We start from the raw sequence: 22,522 nt of genomic DNA, 5'->3' as shown, positions 1-22,522 counted from the left end.
GAGCATGGCTTCCGTTGTTGATCGCAATGATGTTCGTTTTGACGTTTGCAGCCGCGGCAATAATGCTCGCTTCCCTGCCGCCGACAGCCAGCGCGTAGCGCAGGTTGAGTACTGCACCAGCGCCGAAGATGTCGTCCGCACTCTGCAGCAGGCGATCGATCGCGGACAGCGGCCGACTGTACGTTCTTCAGGCCATTGTTACGAAGACTGGGTCGTCAACAATCCGGGCGGCGTTTTGCTCGACGTCAGCATGATGGACCGTGTCAGCACCGGCGAAACTCCAGGCAGCTACATCATTCAGCCCGGAGCCAAGCTGGGTGTTGTTTACGAACGTCTCTATAAGCTGGGTGGCGTCGTCATCCCCGGCGGCACCTGCTACACGGTCACTGCGGGCGGCCACGTCTCCGGCGGAGGCTATGGGACCCTGGCGCGCATGTACGGTATTACCGTGGACTGGCTGACTGGTGTTGAGATCGTTATCGTCAACCAGGCCGGCAAAGCGGAGCTCATCTACGCCGACGCGCAACATCATCCCACGCTCTTCCGCGCTCTGCGTGGTGGACAGGGCTCGAATTTCGGCGTCATCACCGCCTTCCACTTCGCCAAGCTTCCTCCGATGCCCCGGCAGGTGCTCACCGCCAATATCTCCTGGGATTGGAGGGAGATGACGCGCGAGAAGTTCGTTCGTATCGTCACGACCTACGGCGATTACTGGGCCAAGAACGACAAAAACCCTGCAACTTATCCCGTCTTCACGAATCTTGTTGTGGGCAACAGCAAATCCGGCCGAGTGAGCCTCGGTCTCCATTACGCCCAGACCGGCGATGACAACGAAGGCAGAGATTGGGTGCAGGAATATCTGAATCTCTTCCAGACATGCCGGCCTGCAGCGGACGCTCCACCCGATTACCTGCAACAACAGGAGTTTAGCCAGCAGCAACAGCAGAGACCACTGGTCGGTGACACCGTCTGCTACGGAACGCATCCCGTACGCGCCTTGAACTGGGTGGAGGCAACCGTCAGCGGACAGGGAGGCAGCGGCCTTTACGGTTCAAACCGTCGCCGGTCCAAATACAAGTCCTGCTATATGAAAAAGGGCTTTACCGTGGCGGAAGCCAATGTGCTCTATGACCAGATGACGAGCGACGCAACCCGCGGCCTCATCCTGGCCATCGACTCCTACGGCGGCATGGTCAACAATCCTGCCCGCATCGCCGATACCGCGATCCCGCAGCGCAGCTCGATCATGAAACTGCAGTACCAGAGCTATTGGCTGAACGAGGCAGACGATGACTATCGTCTGAACGGAATTCGCCAGTGCTACAAAGCCATGTACTCTACCCCTTCTGCAGATCCAAAGCATCTCGGCTATCCGTATCCCAATGAGAACTTCGAGGGCTGCTACATCAACTATGCGGATGCCGATATGCTGGAGAGCCCGGAGTGGACCACGCTCTATTACGGCACCGGCGATCTCTATCCGCTGCTGCAGCAGGTGAAGAAGGAATACGATCCACACAACCTGTTCCATCACTCGATGTCAATCCGACCGAAGGCATAATGATGCGAGAGTTCAAACCAACACGTCGCTCAGTACTGCAAGGCATTGCAGGGGCTGCTATCTGCGCTGCTCCCATGACACGGGCCTTCGCCGCGATCGGTGATGGCATCACCTTCGAGCTCGACCGCGAAGGCGGCTGGATTCACAGCGTTGTTCGCGGACAGCGCAGACACAGCGAAAAGGCAGACCTACCCTCCGCCATGGTCTACGCCAGTGACCAGCAGGTACTGCACGTGACTCACGGATACGTGAGCTATCTCGGTCTGCCCGCCGGCGCGATCTCCAGCTATCGTGTCGATCCAAGTGGCCGTCTGCAGCGGCTGACAACGCAGGGTCTCTCCCTCACCGCGATATCTCCACATCACATCGCCATCTCTCCCGACGGCCGCTCCATCGCCATCGCCGCCGCCGGGGGACGAGTGTTGAACATGCTCTCTGTCACTGAAGAGAACGCCGCCGGCGAGGTGATCGCCGTACATCGCAAGCTGCGTGCAAACATCCCACAGGAGTTTCTCTTTGATCGCGACGGAACTCTGTGCGTCGACAGCCATCGCTATGCGATGCTCGAAGGAAGACTTGCACGCATCGGAGGCTGAAGCTTGTACCGATTCTCGATTCGCCCGATGGCCATTGGCCGGATTCGCCGGATGGCCCTTGGCCTGACGCTGTTATTGCCTGCCACCACCTGGGCCCAGAACTTCACCGAGATCAAGCCAACGCCCCAGCAAACAGCGTGGCAGGATCTCGAGTTCGGTGTCATTCTTCACTTCAGCACCAACACGTTTCTCGATCGCGAATGGGGTGACGGCACCGCATCACCTTCCACCTTCAATCCGACTGCTCTCGATACGCGCCAATGGATGCGAGCCATCAAAGCCTCCGGCGCGAAGTACGTTGTGCTTGTAGCCAAGCATCACGATGGCTTCTGTCTTTGGCCAACAGGCCAGACAGACTACAGTGTCAAGGCAAGTCCGTGGAAAGGCGGCAAGGGAGATCTCGTCCGCGAAGCCGCGGAGGCCGCACGCGCCGAGGGCCTGCGTTTCGGCGTCTATCTCTCTCCGTGGGATCGCCACGAGCCGAAGTACAAAGACAACGCAGCCTATGATGCCTACTACCGCGCGGAACTGGAAGAACTGGCCTCGCACTACGGTGACCTTGTCGAGTTCTGGCTCGACGGAGCCGGGAGCGGCGGACACGTCTACGACTTCAAAAAGATCATCGAAACGCTGCGGACCTATCAACCGAACACCATCGTCTTCGCTGACACAGGCCTCTTCGAGTACGGTGATGCTCGCTGGGCCGGTGATGAAAGCGGCAAAGTCGAATACGAGAACTGGAACGTCATCGATCGCCATGGATATCTGCGTTGGCGCCCGATCGAAGTCGACACACCACTGCGGAAGCTGCACTGGTTCTGGCATCCGAATGACGAGGCTTCGCTGAAGTCTGTCGACGACCTGATGGATAGTTACGAACACTCCGTCGGCAAAGGCGGCCAGTGGATGCTGGGTGTAGCCCCGGATAATCGCGGCCTTCTACCGGATAGCGATGTCGCCCGTCTGAAAGAGGTCGGTGAAGCCATCCAGAAGCACTACGGTGTCGAGAAGAATCTGGCAGCAAACGCCGTTATGCCTGACGCCGAGACACGCAAGGCCCTCGACAACGATACAGATACCTTCTGGAGCGCACCCACCGGTTCCCACAGCGCGACCCTCGAAGTCCGATTCGCCAAACCCACACGCGTCGACCGCTCCCTAACAATGGAATGGCTGACCGACGGGCAGATGGTACAGACCTATCGCATCGAAGCCTGGGTCGACGGAGCCTGGAAGCCGGTAACAACAGGACACGCAATCGGCCATAAGAAGATCGACCGCTTCCCCGCCGTCACCGCCAGCCGCTTCCGCCTGAACCTGCTCTCCACCGCCGGCACCGCCCGCATCCGCGAATTCCAACTCTTCGCCGCAGAAAATTAGGACTACCTCGATCGGGTGGGAGCAGCGGGGCTTCAGCCCGCTGATATACAACGCAAAAAGAAAAGGGCTTTTAGCCCTGGGCTTTTCCCTGATCAGACAGAGAAGGCCCAGGGCTAAAAGCCCTTTTCGATAAATACCGGTAACCGTGAGCTGAAGCCCACGGCTCCCACCGACCAAACCTCCGATTCAATCTAAGCGCGCACAGCCTTCCACTCCGCCATACCGTACTCACCCAACGCCACTGTACCCGAAGCACTATTTCCCTGCACGGTTCCGGTGAAATCCCAGATCACCTCATGGCCGCTGACCGGCATACGAGCGTGCAGCTTCAGGTCATTGCCATGGATGCTGCCCGTCAGATCGGCCTGATAGATAGCGCCAACCTGCTTGCCCTTCAGATCGCTGCCGTTCTGCTGCAGATCGAAGGTTTGCTCCGCGGTTCCTCGGGTGTATTTCAACGAAACAGCCCACTTGCCGTCGACCTGCGCCGCTCCTGCGGGGATCACTGGATTCTCATAGTGACCGGGCTTCGTCATCGCCTCGTAGATCGCATCTGCGATGATCGGAATCTCCCATGCCTCAAGCATGTACGGCATGATGGTGAAGGAGCTCTCCATCTTGTCCGGACGAACGCCAGTACCACCGTCGAGCATGATGCGCGGCGTCCCTTCGTCGAGGCGCTTGAACAGCTCCGTACCGGTGATCTTCACCTGATTCGCATCCCAGTGAACCCGCAGGCGAGGCGAACGATTGGAAAGATCCTCGGGCTGCAGATATTCAATGCGAACAGATGGGAGCCCCTTGATCTTGTCCGCGATCTGATCGAGCCAGCTCTTCCACGCCTTCTGCTCGGCATCGTGGTCCCGCTTGTACCACTGGCGCACAGCGGCCAGCAGTCCCATGATCTCTTCCTTGCCGACTTTATAAGCGCGGCCGTAGTTGTGATGCGGCGAAGCCTGGAACCATGCTGCCTTCACCAGGTCAGTCTGGCCGATCAGCATGCCGGCCGCCTGCGGCCCGCGCAGGCACTTACCGCCGGAGTAACCGACCAGCGTTGCGCCATGCTGCAGATGGATATTGGGAACCAGCGGCTCTTCGGCGGCGGCATCGACAAAGACGGGAACGTTCTTCGTCTTCGCCATCGCGCAGATGGAAGGAATCGAGAGAGGCCCCTTCTCCGCTGCCGGGCCGGAGAGGATGTAGATCATCGCAACCTGATCGGTGAGCTTTGCCTGCAGCTCCTCTGCCGAGTCCACTTCTACGATCTCGGCGCCGGTCATACGGACGCCAAAGTCGTACGGGTTACGGGAGTGCTTAGGGATGATGACCTGGCTCTTCTTGCGCTTGTACGGGAAAGCCTGCGAGAGCTCCGGATCGGTGCCGCAGGAACAGGCGACCGTAGCCAGCGCAATCGCCGCTTCGCAGCCGGTAGTCACTACAGCATGCTCTGCACCGACCAGCTTGGCAATCTCGGCGCCAACCTTCGGCATCAGCTCATCCAGATGCACGTAGTAGTTGGAGGCCTCATACATCGCCTGCTTCACTTCGGGCAACGACCGCGAGCCGGTGATGATGGTGAAGGTGCCATGCGCGTTGATAATGGGGCGCACACCCAGTTTGGTGAAGAGATTATCCTGCAGCGTTCCGGGCTGGAAGGTGACAGCGTGAGAAGGAGCGGAGTGCGCTGCCTGGGCCTCGGCGCTTCCAGCGGCAGCCAGCGGCGATACCGCGGCAAGGGCTGAAAGAGCTCCGGTCTGCTTGAGTAGATCACGTCGCGTAGGACGCAGTTTCGGCAGCGCACACATAAATTTCGTCTCCTGATGGTTATCGTTTGATCTTTAGATATAGGCGATGAGGTCAATCTCAACCAGCGAATTGCCAGGGATACCGCCGGCCGGAGCAACTGTGGTGCGCACCGGAGGAACCTTGCCCCAGCGGCCCTTGTACACGGTGTTCATGCGCTCCCAGTCCTTAATGTCGTTCAGGTAAACGTTCACCTTCAACACCTTCTCCATGGAAGAGCCCGCGCTGGCGAGGTTCTTCTCCAGCTCGTCGAGAACATGCTTGGTGTGCTCTTCGATCGTTCCCTGGAAGTGAGCGCCGACACCGGCAAGAAAGACCAGGTTGCCGTACGAGATCACGCTGCTGAAGAGCGGAGCCTCGCCATTCTTCGGCGGCGGACCATATGACTTCTTCTGTGGAGCTTCAGGGGCTGCCGCAGCATGCGCGCTCTCAGTCAGGACAGCGGCTCCGCCAATCGCTCCGGCGGCAGCGGCTGCATTCTTCAATAGGTTTCTGCGGCTGGTCTTCGTCGACATAACTGTTTCTCTCCTTGGGGATAAACTCAGGCTTTCGCGTGTTTCAGAACCTGCTTCAGGCTGCTGGCCACAACCTCGGCCTCTCCCGGCTGCAGCATCCACACACCGACGACAATCGTATTCTCGTCCGCTCCCTCAATGCGACCACGCACACCCGTAGCCGGGCTGAGTTCGATCGATGGCTTCTGCGAACGCAACTTCGCTGCTAGTTCCAGTGGCTTGATCCCGACCGTTGCAGGATCGTACTTGATGAGCAGATGCGGCACATGATTGGCGACCGGCGGAACATTCACATTGGTGGTCACCGTAGGAATCCCTTTGAGAGCCGCCTCAATGGTGCGGATACGGCGCATGCTCTCTGCCTGGATCGCCTCGTCATTCTGCTCCAGGATCCAGTCCACGGCCGCCACCATGCCGACCATCTGTTCTTTGGCAACCTTCATGCCACGGCCGACAGCGTCGCTGTTGGGACTGTCATTCTCTAAAGCAAGATCGGTCAGGTGCTTCTTACCGAGCAGCAGTCCCGCGTTCTGCGGACCGCGCAGTCCCTTACCGCCGGAGAAGCACACCAGATCAAAGCCCATCTCCGTGTACTTCCACAGATTCGAAACCGGCGGAACATCGGCAGCAGCATCCAGGTGGCACGGTACGCCATGCTCATGCGCAACCTGCAGCCAGGTCTCGCGGTCGATAATGCCGGGCTCCGACTCCGGTCCGGCGGAGTTGAAGTAGTTGGTCATCACCGTGCGCTCGTTGAAGGCGCTCTTGTACTCTTCCAGACTTCCGACTTCACGGATATTTACACCGCAGATCAGCATCGCGTGGTCATACTCGTAGCGATGCTTCTTCTGCACGATCACCTCGTAACCACGCTCGCGAGCCTGCAGCGGAATCTCATTCGACTTCAGATTTCCCTTGGCCGCGACGCACGCAGCCGTCCCCAGCGTAAGCGCCGCTGAAGCGCCCGAACTCACCACTGCGCCTTCGCACTTCAGGCGCTTGGCGATGTACTCGCCGGAGGCTCGCTGAAGATCCTTCAGGCGTACAGGATGATGCGCGGCCAGGGCCACAGCACGCTGCACCGGAGGCGCCATCACCGCCGCCGTCAGATAGGTATAGGTGCCGGCAGCGTTGATGATCTTCGCAACGCCCAGCTTATCGTAGTAGTCCACCGCTGGTTCCGTAGAGGCGGCAGCAGCTACGGCAGAAGACGGAAGCAGTGAGGCAGCCACAGTGGCGCCGGCAGCGCCCAACAGGCGGCGGCGGCTTATCGAATGATCATCAGCACGGCGAGGCAAAGGAAGTCCCCTTTCCAGCACGAACAGGCATGTCACCTTCGGTGTGGAACTATTTGAAACGGCAAGTGGAAACGATGTCATCGGGCAGATGACCTAGGGAGTCCGGGATGATGGGAGCAGCGGGCTTCAGCCCGCTGATTACCGGGCATAAAACGTTGGGCTGTTTCTGAAAGCCCTACTTCTCACCTGGTAAGTTTGGACGTTCATTTAGATCCGCCCAAACTCCTTCACCGCGGCCACAATCGAATGCAACTTTTCGATGTAGGGATACATGGCATGTTCGGTCTGATCGAGCTTCTGCGCCCGGATCAGCACCTCAACCGCCTTGTCCTTAGGAATCACCACGACGCCATCCTGGTCAGCAGAAATAATGTCGCCTGGATTCACCTTTACACCATCACAGACGACCGGGACATTCATCCCTCCGAAGCGGTAGTGACTGACCGAAGTCGAAGGCACCACGCCGGTGGCGTAGACAGGAAAACCGATTCGCTTCAACTGCGGCAGATCGCGCACACCACCGTCGATCACGGCCCCGGAGAATCCGCGCGACCACATGGCCGTCCCCATCAGGCCCCCCATGCCGGCGATGTCCGCTCCGTCCTGCACCTGCATAACATACACATTGTCCTTGCCGCCGCTGTCGATCGCCTGCAGCATGCCCTGCAGCGCATTCGGATCGTTGTTCTCCTGCTTGAGGAGCTGCACCGTCAACGCCGTGCCAACGAACTTGGTCGGAAAGATCGCCTGCATCTTGTGTGACATGTACCGCTTCTCATGCAGCACCTGTTCGGCCGCATCAGAGACGGAAGCCGCCTCCACATGCCGGTAGCCCTCGAGAACCGCTTCAGGGTTCTTCTGCAGCTCTTCCGGAGAGGCAACCGTCTCCTGCTTCATTGCCAGCAGCGCAACCGCCGCCACGATCACAAAGGCATTTCCCGCCCACAACAACGTTTTACGCATACGCATGCCGATTTACTCCTGTTCGACAACACTAAACGAAAAATGAGGCCGCTGGGCTTGCACCAGCGGCCTCGAAAGAGGGAGTTCCAACATTTAGAAGTTGATCTTGCCCACCAGTTGCAGCACACGCGGATCGGTCTGCGTGCTGGTAATGGTTCCGAAGCTCGCGGTGCCGAGCTGCGGGTTGCCGCCGCTGTTCGGATTGCTGGGGTTTGCGTGGTTGAATACGTTGAATGCTTCCGCACGGAACTGGAACTGCAGACGCTCATAGACCTGGAAGTTCTTGAACATCGAGAAGTTCACAAGCTCACGTCCCGCTCCCTTCGCATCATTGCGGTGCAGATTGCCATAGGTGTACTGCGCCGGAGTTGCGTACGCAGTGGCATCGATACAGCTGGCGCTGGTCCCATTTTTGACAACGAAGGCTCCGTTGCAGTTGTTCGCGACGCGCTTTACAAAGTTCGGACGCTGGATACCATTGGTGCCGGTGTTCGCAACGTCAGACGACAGACCGACATTGAATGGCATACCGGTCTGCAGGGTAACGATAGCATTTGCCTGCCACCCGCCAAGGGCGGTGCGAACCGCGTAGTTGTAGCCGGCAAAGTTGGGGAACTGATATAGCACTGTACCGACGAAGCGGTGGCGGATATCCCAGTTCGAATTGCCGTAGTCAGCCTTGATGTTGTACGGATTCATCAGGTAGCCGCCGCCGTTCGCATCGTTGGAGGTATCCAGATTATGAGCCCAGGTATACGACAGGTTGGCCGTAAGACCATGGTTCAGACGCTGACGGAAGATTGACGTAAGGCCGTTGTAGGTCGCCCATCCGCCATTGGTGATCTGGCGGATAGCACCGAAACCCTGGTAAGGACGGCGCGAGTTAAGCGTGCCTGCTCCAGGAGTCGGCGTATTCGGCTGCCACGAGTAGTCGAGGTGAATCGAACGAGAGCCAAGATACTGCAGCTCGAAGGCCGCATCCTTCCAGAGCTCGACACCGGAATCGAGGTTCCACTGATACATCCGAGGCGTCGGCAAACTGGCGGCGTCGGTAAACGCGTTGCAGTAGGTTCCCGCGACATTGGGGTTACAGCCACCCGCACCGGCTGCTCCGCCGCTCGGGTTTGAGAAGGTGTTGGTCGAGAAGTACGTATTCGCGGTATAGGTCGTGCTGTTCGCCAAAGGATAATTCCCGCTGGCGAGCGTAAACGCATTCAAGTGATTTGGGTTGTAATAAATACCGCCGCCACCACGAACCACAATTTTGTCGGTGGCGCGATAGGCGAAGCCAAGGCGTGGAGCCCACAGATTGTTGTTCGCGCCGGTGAACTGGAAACCAGGCGTCGGCGTAAAGGCAGCCCCGGTGGTTGCAGTGCTGGACGGAATCAACGCGGTATAAGTGGAGTTCAAAATGCGAGCATAACCATTCAGCGAGTACGGGATGGTTGGCTGCTCGTAACGCATACCGTAAAGCAAAGTCAGCTTCGGGGTGACCTGCCAGTTGTCCTGAACAAAGTAACCGTTACGCCAGCTACCGACCGAGCCCTTCACCTGGAACGTCGGTGTGACGATACTAGCAGCGTAGCCCAACACCATGTCAGCCAGACCATTGCCCGAAACTGCGTTCGCGCACGGTTTCGTCGGGTCTGTTGTCGCTACACACTGCGTGCTGTACCGGCCGCTGAACGTGAAGTTACCGCGAGGATCGTTCTGCGCCGCGCGGCCGATCGTCATGCGGCGGATGTCGGCGCCCGCCATGATGGTGTGCTTGCCCTTGGTCCAGCTGATCTGGTCATAGGCGTGTACGGTGCGGTCGTCCTGCTTCCAGTTGGAACCGGAAGAACCGAGGCTGGCATAGCCGGTCACCGTGATGGTAGGGATACCGGGGTTATTGTTATCGACGTCGGCAGTGAAGCCGGGGATTCCAAGCGCCGAACCGGCACTCTTTTGGCCGCTCTGTGCGAACTGGTTGTTTACATCGCTGGTTAGGGTGTTGAAGCCAACGCGCAGATCGTTGATAAATGTCGGCGTAATGATGTGCGTGTAACCGATCACGCCATTGCGGTCCATCGTCGGCGAGTAGGCTGACGAGGTGGCGACGGCATTGCCATTGACATAGGTCAACTTCTGCCAGAGGAAACGACCGAAGAGACGGACGTTCTGGCCGATGTTGTGATCGACACGATCGAGCGTTTGGTTTTGCTCGATCGTGAGAGGAACATAACTATTGAAGTTGCTGGTGAGCGCCGAATTCGTCGGATTCGGATAGTACTGCATCAGTTTTGCCGCGACGGCAGACACAGGAAGCTGATTGTTCGCGTAAGGCGTCGTACGGTTCGTCGGGTTATAAAGCTGCAGGCTGGGAAGCAACTCAGAAAAATCTCCCGTGCGCATCTTCAGCGTGGGAACCGTTGTCACACTGGAGGTCTGCTGATACTGACGCAGGCCTTCGTATGACCCCGTGAAGAAGGTCTTATCGCGGCCGTTGTAGAGGAACGGAATCGTCACCGGCCCGCTGACTACGCCGCCGAACTGATTGAATCGCATGAACGGCGTACGCAATCCCTTGGCAGCAAGCCAGGGCTTGGCATTGAAGTAATCGTTCTGGATGTAGTCGTATACCGTGCCATGAAGGGAATTCGTACCCGACTTCGTATCCGAGTTGATGTGGATACCCATGTAGGCGCCGTACTGCGCGGTGTAGTTACCGCTCTGTACCTGAACCGCCGAAATAGCATCGGGATTCGGTGTCACCGGAGACGACGAGATCAGCGAGTTCATGATCGTGATACCGTCGAGCGTCAGTGAGTTCGCCACCTCGCGCGTTCCGGCGCCGATGTAGTTCGCACCCGGAGGCACACCGGTGAACGATGTCTTGGGGCCGATGATGACGTTGGAAGCTGTCGTCGCCAGATCCATCACGCGGCGGGTGTTCATCGGCAGGTTCTCTACCTTTGCCCGCTCCACCGTGTCGCCGATCAGCGCATCGTCCGTGGAGAGCGCCGGTGTATCGGCGGTAACCGAAACCACGCTCGCGACATCGCCAACTTTCAACGTGATATCAGTACGCGCGGACTGGTTCAGGATAACGACGGCGCCCTTGCTGACCGTCTTCGCAAAACCGGCCTGCTCTACAGCGATGTCATAAGTTCCGGGCGCAACAAACGGAATGGTGTAGTACCCCTCCCCGTTGGTGGTTCCCTCATACTTCACTTGAGTGTCGGTGTTGGTCGCGGTGACCTTTGCACCGGAAACCAGGCCGCCGCTTGGATCGGTGATGGTGCCAACAAGCTGAGTATTGTTAGCAACCTGTGCAGACGCAAAACTTCCCACGAACAGCAAAACAACAAGCAACAACAGTGACTTCCTCACGCAGTGCCTCCTGAAAGCTAAATTTCATATCCAAAAAAACAAATCTCGAAAAACCGGTCCTTCTTGTAATCCGCTTCCCATCCTGTTCCGACAGGTTTTACTTACTTTTAGAGATTTGTGACAACAACAATGGGCCCTTTGCTATAGCCCTGTCATCAGCCTGATGACAGGGCTATAGCTAGGACGATTGACCTACCGCCCGTCTATGCTCAGTGGGCGACGGAGGGCTTTTCCGGGCGAACGTGCATCGTGGTAAAGCGCTTCGCCTGCGCCGGTGTAACGACTTTTCCATCCCATGGATCCGCCGACAGGCCGTTCAGGTCATACACGACCTTGCCGTCATGAACGGTCAGCTCGCAGGCAAGTTTTTTCGTGCCCGGATAGACCGTGTTGTTCATATCGACGAAACCGAACTTTCCAGTCTCAAGACGCAGCACCGCAATATCAGCAGGCGAGCCTTCGGAAAGATTGCCAAGCTCAGGGTGCTGAATCTCCTTTGCCGGATTCGAAGTCATCTCCTTCACGACCTCCTGCAGTGACAATCCAAGCGCCATCATCTTGCTCGCAACATTCAACTGGTCTTTCATGCCGGCGTTCATGCTGGTGATGTGGATGTCTGTCGAAATGGAGTCCGGAATGAATCCTTCCTTCACCAGCGGCACTGCTACCGTCCAGTTGAAGCTTCCGCCACCGTGGCCCACATCGAAGTAGATGCCACGTTTGCGGCCGATCTTAAGAGCTTCGCTCGTCTTGCCGGTCGTAGCATCCTGCTCGCCGCGCAGGCCAGAGTACATGTGGGTATAGATATCGCCCGGGCGCAGTACCTTCGAGAGCAGATCGTACAGCGGCCGCTCCTTACGGTTGGCGCCGTAGTCGATCATCACGGGAATCTTGGCGATATTACCCGCAATCACCGCTTGCTCATAAGGCTTCCATTCAGGTCCTTCAAAATGGGCGCTCTTAATACCGACGATCAGTCCGGGATACTTCAGCGCCATCTTTCCGGTGGCCTCGCCGTCCATGTCATCAAGATTCTGCTCGTACTTGGGACCGCGCATGCCGCTGCCAACAATATTCAGCATGGCCAGGATGCGGGTGTGAGACCGATCGATAACGCGGTCCTTGAAGTCCTCAAAGTTCCGCCAGCCGGATCCTCCAGCATCCACAACCGTCGTAACGCCAACACGGAAGGTGAAGCCGTCGGGATAGATGCTGTTGTCTCCCGCATACGAGTTGCGCTCACCGGTCCCCGCATACACATGAGCGTGGATATCGATCAGACCGGGCGTGACGTAGAGCCCCGTTGCATCCACGGCCTTCACCGCTTCGGAAGCAGCGATGGATTTGGCTACCTTAGCAATCTTTCCATCCAGCACCGCAACATCCATTACGCCGTCGATGCCGTTCTTCGGATCGATGACATGACCGTGCTGCACAATGAGGTCGTAGTGCTGAGCGTTTGCCGCAGTAATGCATGACGCCAGCAGAAGCACCGATTGAACCAGAAACTTGTTCCGCAAAGCCTTTACCGCCAGTATTTGGAATTCCACGATTGTTCTCTCCATTTCATGTGATTGTCATGGGTGGTTTGCCCCGCATTAACGTAAGACATTGGACCTACTTCGTTCATTGCAGAGACTCGTATGCTGTTACTCCACATGGTCAGTTTCGGGAAGGTCTATAAGCTTCGCTTTTTTCTTGCAGTTCTGCTGTTCGCTCTGAGCGCGATTGCCTTCCTTGACCGCACCAATATCTCGATCGCCGGCCTTCAGATCAGCGAGGAGTTCGGACTCGGTTACCAGCGGCTAGGACTCATCTTCAGCGCATTTCTGATCGGCTATGCAGGATTTCAAATTCCCGCGGGATGGCTCGCCGCCCGCTTTGGACCGCGTCGCGTTCTGACCATCGGGACCTTATGGTGGGGTGTGGCGACCTTGATGGTAGCCGTGCTGCCCACCGGCGTGCCTGGAGCCGTCTTCTTCCTGATCGCCATCCGCCTGATCCTCGGGGCTGGAGAAGCCGTAGTCTATCCCGCAGCCAATCAGTTCGTCGCCCAGTGGATCCCGGTCAGTGAGCGCGGCATCATCAATGGCCTGATCTTCGCCGGCGTAGGCGCTGGCAGCGGCCTCACTCCCCCGCTCCTCAACTGGATCATTGCTCACGATGGGTGGCGCGCTGCCTTTTATTTCAGCGCCCTGCTCGGCACAGGCATCGGCCTGGTCTGGTGGTTCGTCTCGCGCGACACTCCGAACGAACATCCCTCGCTTTCGATGACCGAGCTGCAGGAGATTGAAGTCGGCCTCTCGGCACGCCCCGACCGCGACCTTCGCAACGGCAACGGAAACGGCAGCAACGGCCAGCCGATCTCGTTTTCCTGGAAGCAACTCTTCGGGCGCCGCGATCTCCCTGCGCTGATGATGGGCTACTTCTGCTTCGGCTACATCTCCTGGATCTACTTCAGCTGGTTCTTCCTCTATATGGCGAAGGTCCGTGGAGTCGATCTGAAGGCGAGCGCCCAGATCTCCATGCTCCCGTTCCTGTCGATGACACTGTGCTGCCTCGCCGGCGGAGCAGCGAGCGACTGGCTCTCGGGGACCAAAGGACTTCGCATCGGGCGCTGCTACTTGGCGACCGGAGCGCTGTTCCTGACCGGCGTCTTCCTTCTATTGGGTTCGCGGGCCAAGAGTCCCCTGGTCGCCGGCTTGATTCTTGCCTGCGGCGCCGGTGCTCTCTACATCTCGCAGAGCTCGTTCTGGTCGGCCTCCAATGACATCGCCGGCCGCCGTTCTGCCGTCTTTTCCTCGATCGTGAACATGGGCGGGCAGTTAGGGGGAGCCGTCACCGCCTCCCTGACCCCGTGGATCGCCCAGAACTTCGGCTGGACCGTCTCCTTCGCCGTCGCCGCCGGCTTCGCCGCACTTGGCGGCGTCTGCTGGCTGTTTGTCCATCCAGAGGTCCCCCTGCTTCTGCCGCAAGATGAAGTCCGGGTCAACGTCGCGTAAAGATTTGTTTGCGATCTGCTCGAAGATATGTTGCCGTAGTAACAGGCATCACCATGCTTCGTCGATGTACCTTTGGGCTGCTTCTGGCCCTCGCCTTCCTGTCTGCCTCCGCCTTTCCGCAGGCGACGCCCACACTTGCGCCGATCGGCCTTGCCGAGTACCAGAAACAGGAGTGGCAGGTGGAAGACGGGCTGCCTGAAAGCAACGTGCGCATGATCGCGCAACGTGCCGATGGAACCCTGCTGCTCGCGACCTTCTCCGGCGTCTCCACCTTCGACGGCCAGACCTTCCAGCGCCTCTCCATGCCAAATGCGGCAACCATGAACATCGATGCCGTCAATGCCGTCCTCCCAGGCCTGGCAGACGACCTTTGGATCGGCACCGATGGCGCCGGCGTAATCCACCAGACGGCCACGGGCGCAGTCAACATCAGCAGTGCGGCAGGACACGAGAACGAGCGCATCCGGACGATGGCCTTTGACCATGATGGAACCCTCTGGATCGCGACCCAGTATGGAATTCTGCGCTACCGTAATAACCAGCTTGAGACAGTTCCAAACGTCGGCATTATCGGCGGTGACATTACGACCGTCTTCGCCGAAGACATGCACGGGGGCATGTATTTCGTCACCTCGTCAGGACTCTTTCACTGGACCAGCCACGGAGTAACGCATCTGCCCGTTCCCGCACAGTTCGGCGAGCCCACCTCCGTGTATCGCGACCGTACCTCCCGTCTGTGGCTGGGCACCATGCATGCGGTTCTGGAAGCGAATGAACGCAGCGGACAGGAACTCACGTTCACCCAGCGCATGCAGGTTGCCACCCAGGTCACCGTCCTGATCGGCGACCGGCAACACAACCTCTGGATCGGCACCAAAAACAGCGGCCTCTTTCGCTGGAATAACGGAGGCGCATCGGGATGGTCTACGACAGATGGCCTGCCGGACGACACTGTACGCACACTCTTTGTCGATGACGAGGACAATCTTTGGATCGGCGGGCTGACCGGAGGCCTTAGCCGGTGGCGGCGGGCGCCATTTGCCATGCTGCAGGCTCCGGACTTCAAACCCTCCTACTCTGCCGTAGCTTTTGGCGACAGCAAGGGAGACCTGTGGCTCGGAACCTGGGGACAAGGCGTATTCCGTCAGCACAATGGCGTCATTACTCCCGTCCACATTCCCGGAATGCCCGTCAGGACGCCCATCCGGACGATTACGGAAGACAAACACGGCCGCATCTGGGTGGGAACCTGGTTCGATGGCATCTACTCCTTCAACGGAGAGACATGGAGCCATCACCAGTTGGGAATCGAGTCTCCCGTCAATGCTGTAAGCGTGCTGCACTCTGACCGGCAGGGAGGCTTATGGGTCGGAACCTACACCGGCCTGCACTACTTCCGCAGCGGCATTCCGGCAACAACCGGAGGCGAGACCTACCTTCCCTCAAAACTCGTCACCGATCTTCTGGAAGACACTGACGGATCCATCCTTGCGGCGACCAGTACTGGCCTGTTCCGTATCGTCAATGGCCAGGTCCAGACGATTCGCGAGATGCCGCATCCTTATGTGCTCTCGCTGTCATTGGACTCCCACGGAAATGTCTGGGCCGGGTCCCGCACCGGCGGACTCTCCCGCATCGCCGGCGACCGGGCATTCCCTTTGCCCAGCGACGCCGGGCTTCCTTCCATGCCTATCTACAACATGTTGGAGGATGCACATGGACATCTCTGGCTGGGCACCTCGCAGGGCATCGTCAGGATTCTTGCCTCTGACCTCAACGACCTGTCGACCGGAAAGCTGCAGCGCATCTCCTCGACGCTGTTCATTAAGCAGGATGGTATGCCCTCCTCCGACTGCAGTGGGCCATCGCGCCCTTCTGCAACGCGACTCCCCAATGGAGTGATGTACTTCGCCACCAGCAAGGGCTTCGCGCGAACGACTCCGTTCGCCGAGACCGCCACCATGGCGCCGCCCACCGCCCGCATCACCGGCTGGACCTTCGGCAATGACACCCGCGCTGAATCGCTGCTGACCGGCGACCGTGTCGTGATCGATCCCTCAGAGGGTGAGATCAACTTCCGTTTCGATGCCAGCAGACTCTCCAACCCATCGCAGACGGAGTTCCGTTATCGCCTGACAGGATATGACTCAGGCTGGGTGACCACGCATTCCCGGTATGCGCGCTATCGCCGCATCCCGGCAGGCACCTACACCTTCGAGGTGCAGGCGCGTGTCGGCGGCGATCCATGGATGACTCCGGTTGCCTCCATCAGTGTGCGGCAGCGGCCACACTTCTACGCCACCTACACCTTCTATCTGCTGGTCGGCATGCTCGTCTTCTTCCTCGGAGCGCACCTGTATACGCGCCGAATCCGCCGCGTGAAAGGAAACATGGGGATCGTGCTGCAGGAACGCAATCGCATCGCGCGCGAGTGCCATGACACTCTGATGGCCGGCTTTGCCGCCATCTCGTGGCAGCTCGAAACGGCTTCGCGCACCCTCGATAAAGATGCCCATGAACTTACCGACGCAAAGAACGCCTGCGACATGGCGCGCAGTATGGTCTCGCACTGTCAGGCAGAGGCACGGCGCATCATCTGGGATCTGCGAGACACCGACGAGGTTACAGGTGTTCTCTCCCAGGCTCTGTCGAAGGCCATCAGCTCGCACTACAAACAGGACGATGTGGAGACCCGCATGGCGGTGGAAGGCCGCGAGATCCTGCTGCCGCCGGCATCCGTGCATCACCTTGTTTGCATTGGGCAGGAGGCCGTCTCCAATGCGCTACGGCATGGGCAGCCCAAGTCTATCCTTGTGCATTTACGGTATGATGAATCCGCATTGAAGATGGTGATTCACGACGATGGCGTTGGTTTTTCCCAGGATCGCACTGGGACCCGGCGCGGACATTTCGGCCTGCTGGTCATGGAGGAGCGCGCTCGCAAGATCGGCGGACGCTTCAACGTAGAGAGCGCGCTCAATCGAGGCACTGAAGTCTCTGTCGTGTTGCCGTACGACTCGCCCGATCCGTCGCGGCGCTTGTCGGACACAGATGTAATCCGGTGGATCGGCCTATGAACCCCATCCGCGTCATCCTGATTGAAGATCACTTCCTGGCAAGGATGGCGTTGCACTCTGTGCTCTCAAGCCACCCTCAGATCAAGGTGGTGGGTGAAGCCAGCGACGGTCAACAGGGAATCGACCTCTACCACCAGCTCACCCCGGATGTCGTTCTGCTCGACCTGCGAATGCCACGCATGAGCGGCTTCGAGGTGTTGCAGCATATCCGTAAAGACTTTCCCACCGCCCGATGTATCGTGCTCTCCGCCTATCGCGGCAGCGAAGACATCTATCGCGCCGTACGTGGCGGAGCCATGGGCTACCTGACCAAAGACGCCTCCGGAGAAGAGGTCACCAATGCCGTGCTGACCGTAAGCCGCGGCCTCCGTTACATCCCCAAAGAGATTCTCCATCGCCTGGCCGAACGCATGCCCTCGGTCGATCTCACCCCTCGCGAAAGCGAAGTCCTGACCTGCATTACACAAGGCTTCTCCAACCGCGAGATCGCAGAAGAGCTGGGAATCGCCGAAAAGACAGTCCGCATCCACGTCAGCTCCATCCTGGAAAAGATGGGCGCCCGCGACCGCACCCAGGCCACCATCTACGCCCTGCAGCGCGGTCTGGTCGACCTGCAGTAGTCCAATTTTCGATAGACGCTCGTCCCGCCGGGTGCCCCACCCTCACGGAGTTAGGGTGGGCAAGGGATACCTCAGAATCCCTAATAATGCACAAAAAGCGCTGAAGGCGCGTTCTATACCAGCCTGGGGCAACGCCCCAGGTAGCAGGCCACAATGCTGAAAAGGGCTGAAGGCCCGCTCTATAACTCTTCAGCAAAACCCCTGTTGTACGCCAGGCCAGGCTTCTCCTGCGCAGAGTTGCGCCATATTTCGACAAAAACACGTCCGCGACAGATCGGGGAAAATAGAGCGATGAGCCTGACCGAGGATCGCGCCCTGTCGCCCCTTCGCATTCCCTTTGCGAACAGCTACGCCCGGCTGCCGGAGAACTTCTACGCACGAATTGCGCCCACGCCAGTCACCGCTCCCAAGTTAGTGAAGCTGAACCTGAAACTCGCCGATCTGCTGGGCCTGGATGCGGAGGCTCTCGCCAGTCCGGAAGGCGTCGCTATGCTCGCGGGCAACCGTGTCGCCGAAGGCTCCGAACCTTTGGCCATGGCCTATGCCGGCCACCAGTTCGGATACTTTGTACGGCAGCTCGGCGATGGCCGCGCAAACCTCCTGGGCGAAGTCATCGGACGGGACGGCATCCGCTACGACATTCAGCTCAAGGGCTCTGGCCGTACTCCCTTCTCGCGTAATGGCGATGGCCGCGCCGCACTCGGACCGGTCTTACGCGAGTACATCGTCAGCGAAGCCATGTCCACATTGGGTGTACCGACAACCCGATCGCTCGCCGCCGTGACTACCGGCCAGCCTGTCTTTCGCGAAACCGTGCTTCCCGGAGCCGTGCTGACACGTGTCGCCTCAAGTCATCTTCGTGTCGGTACCTTCCAATACTTCTTCGCACAGGGAGACGTCGCCGCGCTCCGCCGACTTGCCGACTACGCCATCGAACGGCACTATCCAGAGGCGGCTATTGTAACGCGCCGCTACCGTGCCTTCCTGGACGGAGTCGTCACCCGTCAGGCAAAACTGGTAGCCCAGTGGATGCTGCTCGGCTTCATTCACGGCGTGATGAATACGGACAACACCTCGATCTCCGGTGAGACCATCGATTACGGCCCCTGCGCCTTCATGGAGGCCTACCATCCGCGCACGGTCTTCAGCTCCATCGACCACCAGGGCCGCTACTCCTACAGTAACCAGCCGAACGCGATGCACTGGAATCTGGCGCGTCTCGCAGAGACGATCCTCCCGCTACTCGTAGAAGAAGAGGGCGGCGATGAAGCCGGCCTCGCTTCCGCATACGAATCCCTGGAGCAGTTCGGCAAACACTACGAAACCGCGCTCAACACCGGCATGCGCCGGAAACTAGGCTTAGCCACCGAGCAGGAGAGGGACACCAGCCTGACCGAAGATCTGCTCAACCGCATGATGGAACAACGTGCAGACTACACGTTGACCTTCCGTCGCCTCTGCGATGCCGCTACCGGCATAGAAGGCAATGCCGCAGTCCGCTCGATGTTCACCAACCCGGTAGCATTCGATGAGTGGGAGCCACGCTGGCGCCAACGGCTCGCAGAGGAGAATCTCTCACCAGAAGAGCGCGCCGCACAGATGCGCCGCACCAATCCCATCTACATTCCACGCAATCATCTGGTAGAAGCAGCGCTGGAAGCAGCAACCGAGAAGCAGGACTTTCAACCCTTCGAAGATCTCCTGCAGGTGCTGGCGCAACCCTTCGACGAACGACCTGGCCTCGAACGCTACGCAACACCCGCCCGTCCCGAAGAGTACGTCAGCAAAACCTTCTGCGGCACCTAATGTGTGCCTCTAAAAGAGGTCTCATTCTGAGCGTAGCGAAGGACATGCTTCGTCTTTCATTTTCCCTGCCCGGGTGCCCCATCGCTAGGGTGGGTTAGGAATACCAAACATCACTCAACGAGACGCCATCACTCTTTCCACGCAACCCGCTGCAACACTGCAAAGATAACCTGCTCCGATACCGAACAAAACATTCAACGCCAACCCATCGATCACACCAGCAACCACACTGCGCGCATCCTTCCGTTCAGGGCCGGAATAAACTCTCCCACTTCTTGCGCAGCATATTGCTCAATCACCTCGAGGGCAACTCCACCAAACGCTTCTACTTCGGATTGCGAATCGCATACGTCTTGAACTCGATATACAGCAGGATGAGTTCCCTGTCGTGCATCACCTCTGAGAGATATTTCCCAAAAGCCTGCAGCCGCTGCTTCATCGAAGTGCCGTGCTTAAGGGTGTCATGCAGCACGCCGCGATCATCCTCCAAGACTTGCTTCGAGAATAGCGTAGAAGTAATCCAAACGACTTCGGCAGCCCACATGTCCATGCGTTGGGCTGCCGTTAGTTTTACCCCCGTTACTCTACTGCTTCACAGCAATCGCCGAGATCTCAATCTTGGCATCGCCGATCAGACCGGCAACCTTTACCGTTGCCCTCGCCGGCTTTGGATTCGGCATCAGGCGCTTATAGACCTCGTTCATCTTGGGCACGTCATTGAGGTCGGTCACATAGACAGTCACGCTGACCAGATCGGTCATCTTGAAACCAGCCTTCTCGACAACGCGCTGAATGGCGGCAATCGTGCGCTCCGCCTGAAACTCAATGGTGGTGCCTGTCACCTTGCCATGATCGTCAGGGCCCTGCTGGCCTGCGACATACAGTGTGTTCCCCGCGATAAAGCCATCGGAGAACGGCATCTTCGGATTGAAGTCGACCGCCTTGTTCTGGGCGTGAGCGATGAAAGGTGCAGCCAGCAGCAGTGCCAGCGCGGCGCGCATAAGGTTCTTGGTCACGGGTTCGAATGCCTCCGGAATGAGATGAAAGTATTGTTTCACTTCCTTCAAAAGCACAAGCTAGGCAAAGAGACCTAGACGAACGTAAAGGCCCCGATCTCTATTGCAACAAGATCGGGGCCTTCAATGACTCACCTGAATCTATGTCTTCGCCCTACTCGGCAGCCGTTACCGCCTGAGCGGCGCCCTTCTTGACTCGGCGTTCACGCACAGCCTCTGCAAGCTCACGCAGCAGAACCTGAGTTTCGGCCCAGTCGATACAAGCATCCGTGATGCTCTGCCCGTACACCTGCGCCTTACCGTTCACGAGAGGCTGTGTGCCGGCGACGAGATTGCTCTCGATCATCACACCCATGATGCGGCTGTCGCCTGCGGCGATCTGTCCGGCAACATCGCGGCAGACAGCTCCCTGCTTACGATGATCTTTCCCGCTGTTCGCATGGCTGCAGTCGATCATGATGCGCGGCTTGACCCAGGCCTTTTCCATCTGCTCCGCCGTTGAAGCCACCGAGGCCGCATCGAAGTTCGTCGTCTGGCGGCCACCGCGCAGGATGATGTGACAATCCGGATTGCCCGATGTCAGCAAAATCGCCGACTGTCCCGTGTCCGAAGTTCCCAGAAACGTATGCGGATGGTTCGCCGAAAGAATCGCGTCGATCGCGATCTGCACATTACCCGAGGTGCCGTTCTTGAAGCCAACCGGGCAGGAAAGTCCGGAGGCGAGCTGGCGATGCACCTGGCTCTCCGTCGTACGTGCTCCGATGGCTCCCCAACTGACAAGATCCGCCACGTACTGCGGCGAGATCATGTCCAGGAACTCCGTGCCTGCCGGCACACTCATCTCCGCCAGATCGAGCAGCAGCCGGCGTGCGATGCGAAGGCCATCGTTGATGCGGAACGACTCATCGAGGTACGGATCGTTGATCAATCCCTTCCAGCCGACCGTGGTCCGCGGCTTCTCGAAATACAGCCGCATCACGATCATCAGCTCGTCCGAGAGCTCCGCAATCGCCTCGCGCAGCAGCCCGGCATACTCGCGGGCAGCGTCTGGGTCGTGGATCGAGCAGGGGCCGACCACTACGACAAGACGGTCGTCGATACCGTCGAGCACTTCGACGATCTGGTGACGCGCATCAAAAACGGTAGCTGAGGCCCGCTCCGTGACGGGCATCTCTTCTTCCAGAAAGACCGGAGGCAGAACGACTCGGGTCGACTTAATTCTTAGATTGTTGGTCGTGTAAAGCAAAGCGCGCGCCGAAAAGGTTGGTTTCTGAGCAGATTCCGGGAAATCCCGGGCAACTCAGGACGCACTTTAAGCCGTTTATGGCGGAGGGAGAGGGATTCGAACCCCCGTTGGACTTTCGCCCAAAGCGGTTTTCAAGACCGCCTGTTTCAACCACTCACACATCCCTCCGCTTGAGGCGGGTGCGCTGAGGGTTAGCATACCAAGCCCGCCCCTCCGGGTGCGATTTTCGCCCGTTTTTCGTGCTTCTTTTTCAGGGAGAAGTGCTCT

General features: G+C 58.5%; 16 protein-coding genes and 1 tRNA gene. 7 read left to right on the top strand and 10 right to left on the bottom strand.

Going from position 1 to position 22,522, the window contains the following annotated elements; genetic code table 11:
- The first annotated feature begins 4 nt into the window (after positions 1 to 4).
- From OHL21_RS10095 to OHL21_RS10085, 3 genes are read left to right on the top strand one after another with little or no spacing between them, the layout of a single operon-like run.
- Entirely contained in the window at positions 5 to 1,561 is a 1,557-nt protein-coding gene (locus OHL21_RS10095) for an FAD-dependent oxidoreductase (RefSeq protein WP_263417142.1), read from the top strand.
- Positions 1,561 to 2,157 (top strand): lactonase family protein, encoded by a 597-nt coding sequence (locus tag OHL21_RS10090; protein WP_263417141.1) that lies wholly within the window; start codon positions 1,561 to 1,563, stop codon positions 2,155 to 2,157. The genes OHL21_RS10095 and OHL21_RS10090 overlap by 1 nt, the downstream gene beginning before the upstream one ends.
- 3 nt (positions 2,158 to 2,160) lie before the next feature.
- Complete coding sequence (locus OHL21_RS10085) at positions 2,161 to 3,537, top strand: alpha-L-fucosidase (RefSeq protein ID WP_263417140.1); 1,377 nt, start codon at positions 2,161 to 2,163, stop codon at positions 3,535 to 3,537.
- 191 nt (positions 3,538 to 3,728) lie between these two features.
- Here OHL21_RS10085 and OHL21_RS10080 read toward each other — a convergent pair whose 3' ends face one another.
- The 6 genes from OHL21_RS10080 to OHL21_RS10055 form a co-directional block, all read right to left on the bottom strand.
- Positions 3,729 to 5,342, bottom strand: coding sequence for a PLP-dependent transferase (locus OHL21_RS10080; protein WP_263417139.1), 1,614 nt, complete (start codon positions 5,340 to 5,342; stop codon positions 3,729 to 3,731).
- A 33-nt stretch (positions 5,343 to 5,375) separates the two neighbouring features.
- The gene (locus OHL21_RS10075; protein WP_263417138.1) at positions 5,376 to 5,855 is read right to left on the bottom strand and encodes a RidA family protein; all 480 of its coding nucleotides are present in this window, start codon (positions 5,853 to 5,855) and stop codon (positions 5,376 to 5,378) included.
- Positions 5,856 to 5,881: 26 nt separating this feature from the next.
- On the bottom strand, positions 5,882 to 7,153 hold the full coding sequence (locus OHL21_RS10070; RefSeq protein ID WP_263417137.1) for an aminotransferase class V-fold PLP-dependent enzyme: 1,272 nt from the start codon (positions 7,151 to 7,153) through the stop codon (positions 5,882 to 5,884).
- Positions 7,154 to 7,360: 207 nt separating this feature from the next.
- On the bottom strand, positions 7,361 to 8,122 hold the full coding sequence (locus tag OHL21_RS10065) for an RraA family protein (protein ID WP_263417136.1): 762 nt from the start codon (positions 8,120 to 8,122) through the stop codon (positions 7,361 to 7,363).
- 87 nt (positions 8,123 to 8,209) lie between these two features.
- Positions 8,210 to 11,488: a TonB-dependent receptor gene (locus OHL21_RS10060; RefSeq protein ID WP_263417135.1), complete on the bottom strand. Its 3,279-nt coding sequence runs from the start codon at positions 11,486 to 11,488 to the stop codon at positions 8,210 to 8,212.
- 209 nt (positions 11,489 to 11,697) lie between these two features.
- Positions 11,698 to 13,038 carry an amidohydrolase/deacetylase family metallohydrolase gene (locus tag OHL21_RS10055; protein ID WP_317889968.1) on the bottom strand — a complete coding sequence of 447 codons (1,341 nt, stop codon included), beginning with the start codon at positions 13,036 to 13,038 and terminating at the stop codon, positions 11,698 to 11,700.
- A gap of 93 nt (positions 13,039 to 13,131) precedes the next feature.
- Here OHL21_RS10055 and OHL21_RS10050 point away from each other — a divergent pair, with 93 nt between their 5' ends.
- The 4 genes from OHL21_RS10050 (at position 13,132) to OHL21_RS10035 (ending at position 19,993) form a co-directional block, all read left to right on the top strand.
- Complete coding sequence (locus OHL21_RS10050) at positions 13,132 to 14,490, top strand: MFS transporter (protein WP_263417134.1); 1,359 nt, start codon at positions 13,132 to 13,134, stop codon at positions 14,488 to 14,490.
- 53 nt (positions 14,491 to 14,543) lie between these two features.
- A complete protein-coding gene (locus tag OHL21_RS10045) occupies positions 14,544 to 17,567 on the top strand; it encodes a sensor histidine kinase (RefSeq protein WP_263417133.1) in 3,024 nt (1,007 codons plus the stop codon).
- Complete coding sequence (locus tag OHL21_RS10040) at positions 17,564 to 18,187, top strand: response regulator (protein ID WP_263417132.1); 624 nt, start codon at positions 17,564 to 17,566, stop codon at positions 18,185 to 18,187. The genes OHL21_RS10045 and OHL21_RS10040 overlap by 4 nt, the downstream gene beginning before the upstream one ends.
- A gap of 291 nt (positions 18,188 to 18,478) precedes the next feature.
- Positions 18,479 to 19,993: a protein adenylyltransferase SelO gene (locus OHL21_RS10035; RefSeq protein WP_263417131.1), complete on the top strand. Its 1,515-nt coding sequence runs from the start codon at positions 18,479 to 18,481 to the stop codon at positions 19,991 to 19,993.
- 325 nt (positions 19,994 to 20,318) lie between these two features.
- On the opposite strand, the gene OHL21_RS10030 is transcribed toward OHL21_RS10035, so the two are convergent.
- The 4 genes from OHL21_RS10030 to OHL21_RS10015 form a co-directional block, all read right to left on the bottom strand.
- Positions 20,319 to 20,465, bottom strand: a complete 147-nt coding sequence (locus OHL21_RS10030; RefSeq protein ID WP_263417130.1) for a hypothetical protein — start codon at positions 20,463 to 20,465, stop codon at positions 20,319 to 20,321.
- 112 nt (positions 20,466 to 20,577) lie between these two features.
- A complete protein-coding gene (locus OHL21_RS10025; protein WP_263417129.1) occupies positions 20,578 to 21,009 on the bottom strand; it encodes a RidA family protein in 432 nt (143 codons plus the stop codon).
- A 154-nt stretch (positions 21,010 to 21,163) separates the two neighbouring features.
- Positions 21,164 to 22,255, bottom strand: a complete 1,092-nt coding sequence (locus OHL21_RS10020) for a 3-deoxy-7-phosphoheptulonate synthase (RefSeq protein ID WP_263417128.1) — start codon at positions 22,253 to 22,255, stop codon at positions 21,164 to 21,166.
- Positions 22,256 to 22,333: 78 nt separating this feature from the next.
- Positions 22,334 to 22,423, bottom strand: a tRNA-Ser gene (locus OHL21_RS10015).
- Positions 22,424 to 22,522: the final 99 nt, after the last annotated feature.

Origin of the sequence: Terriglobus albidus (assembly GCF_025685425.1) — a bacterium.
GTDB classification, from domain to species: Bacteria; Acidobacteriota; Terriglobia; order Terriglobales; family Acidobacteriaceae; genus Terriglobus; species Terriglobus albidus.
Note: the sequence above shows the minus strand (reverse complement) of the source record. Positions and strands in the feature narration are given on the sequence as shown.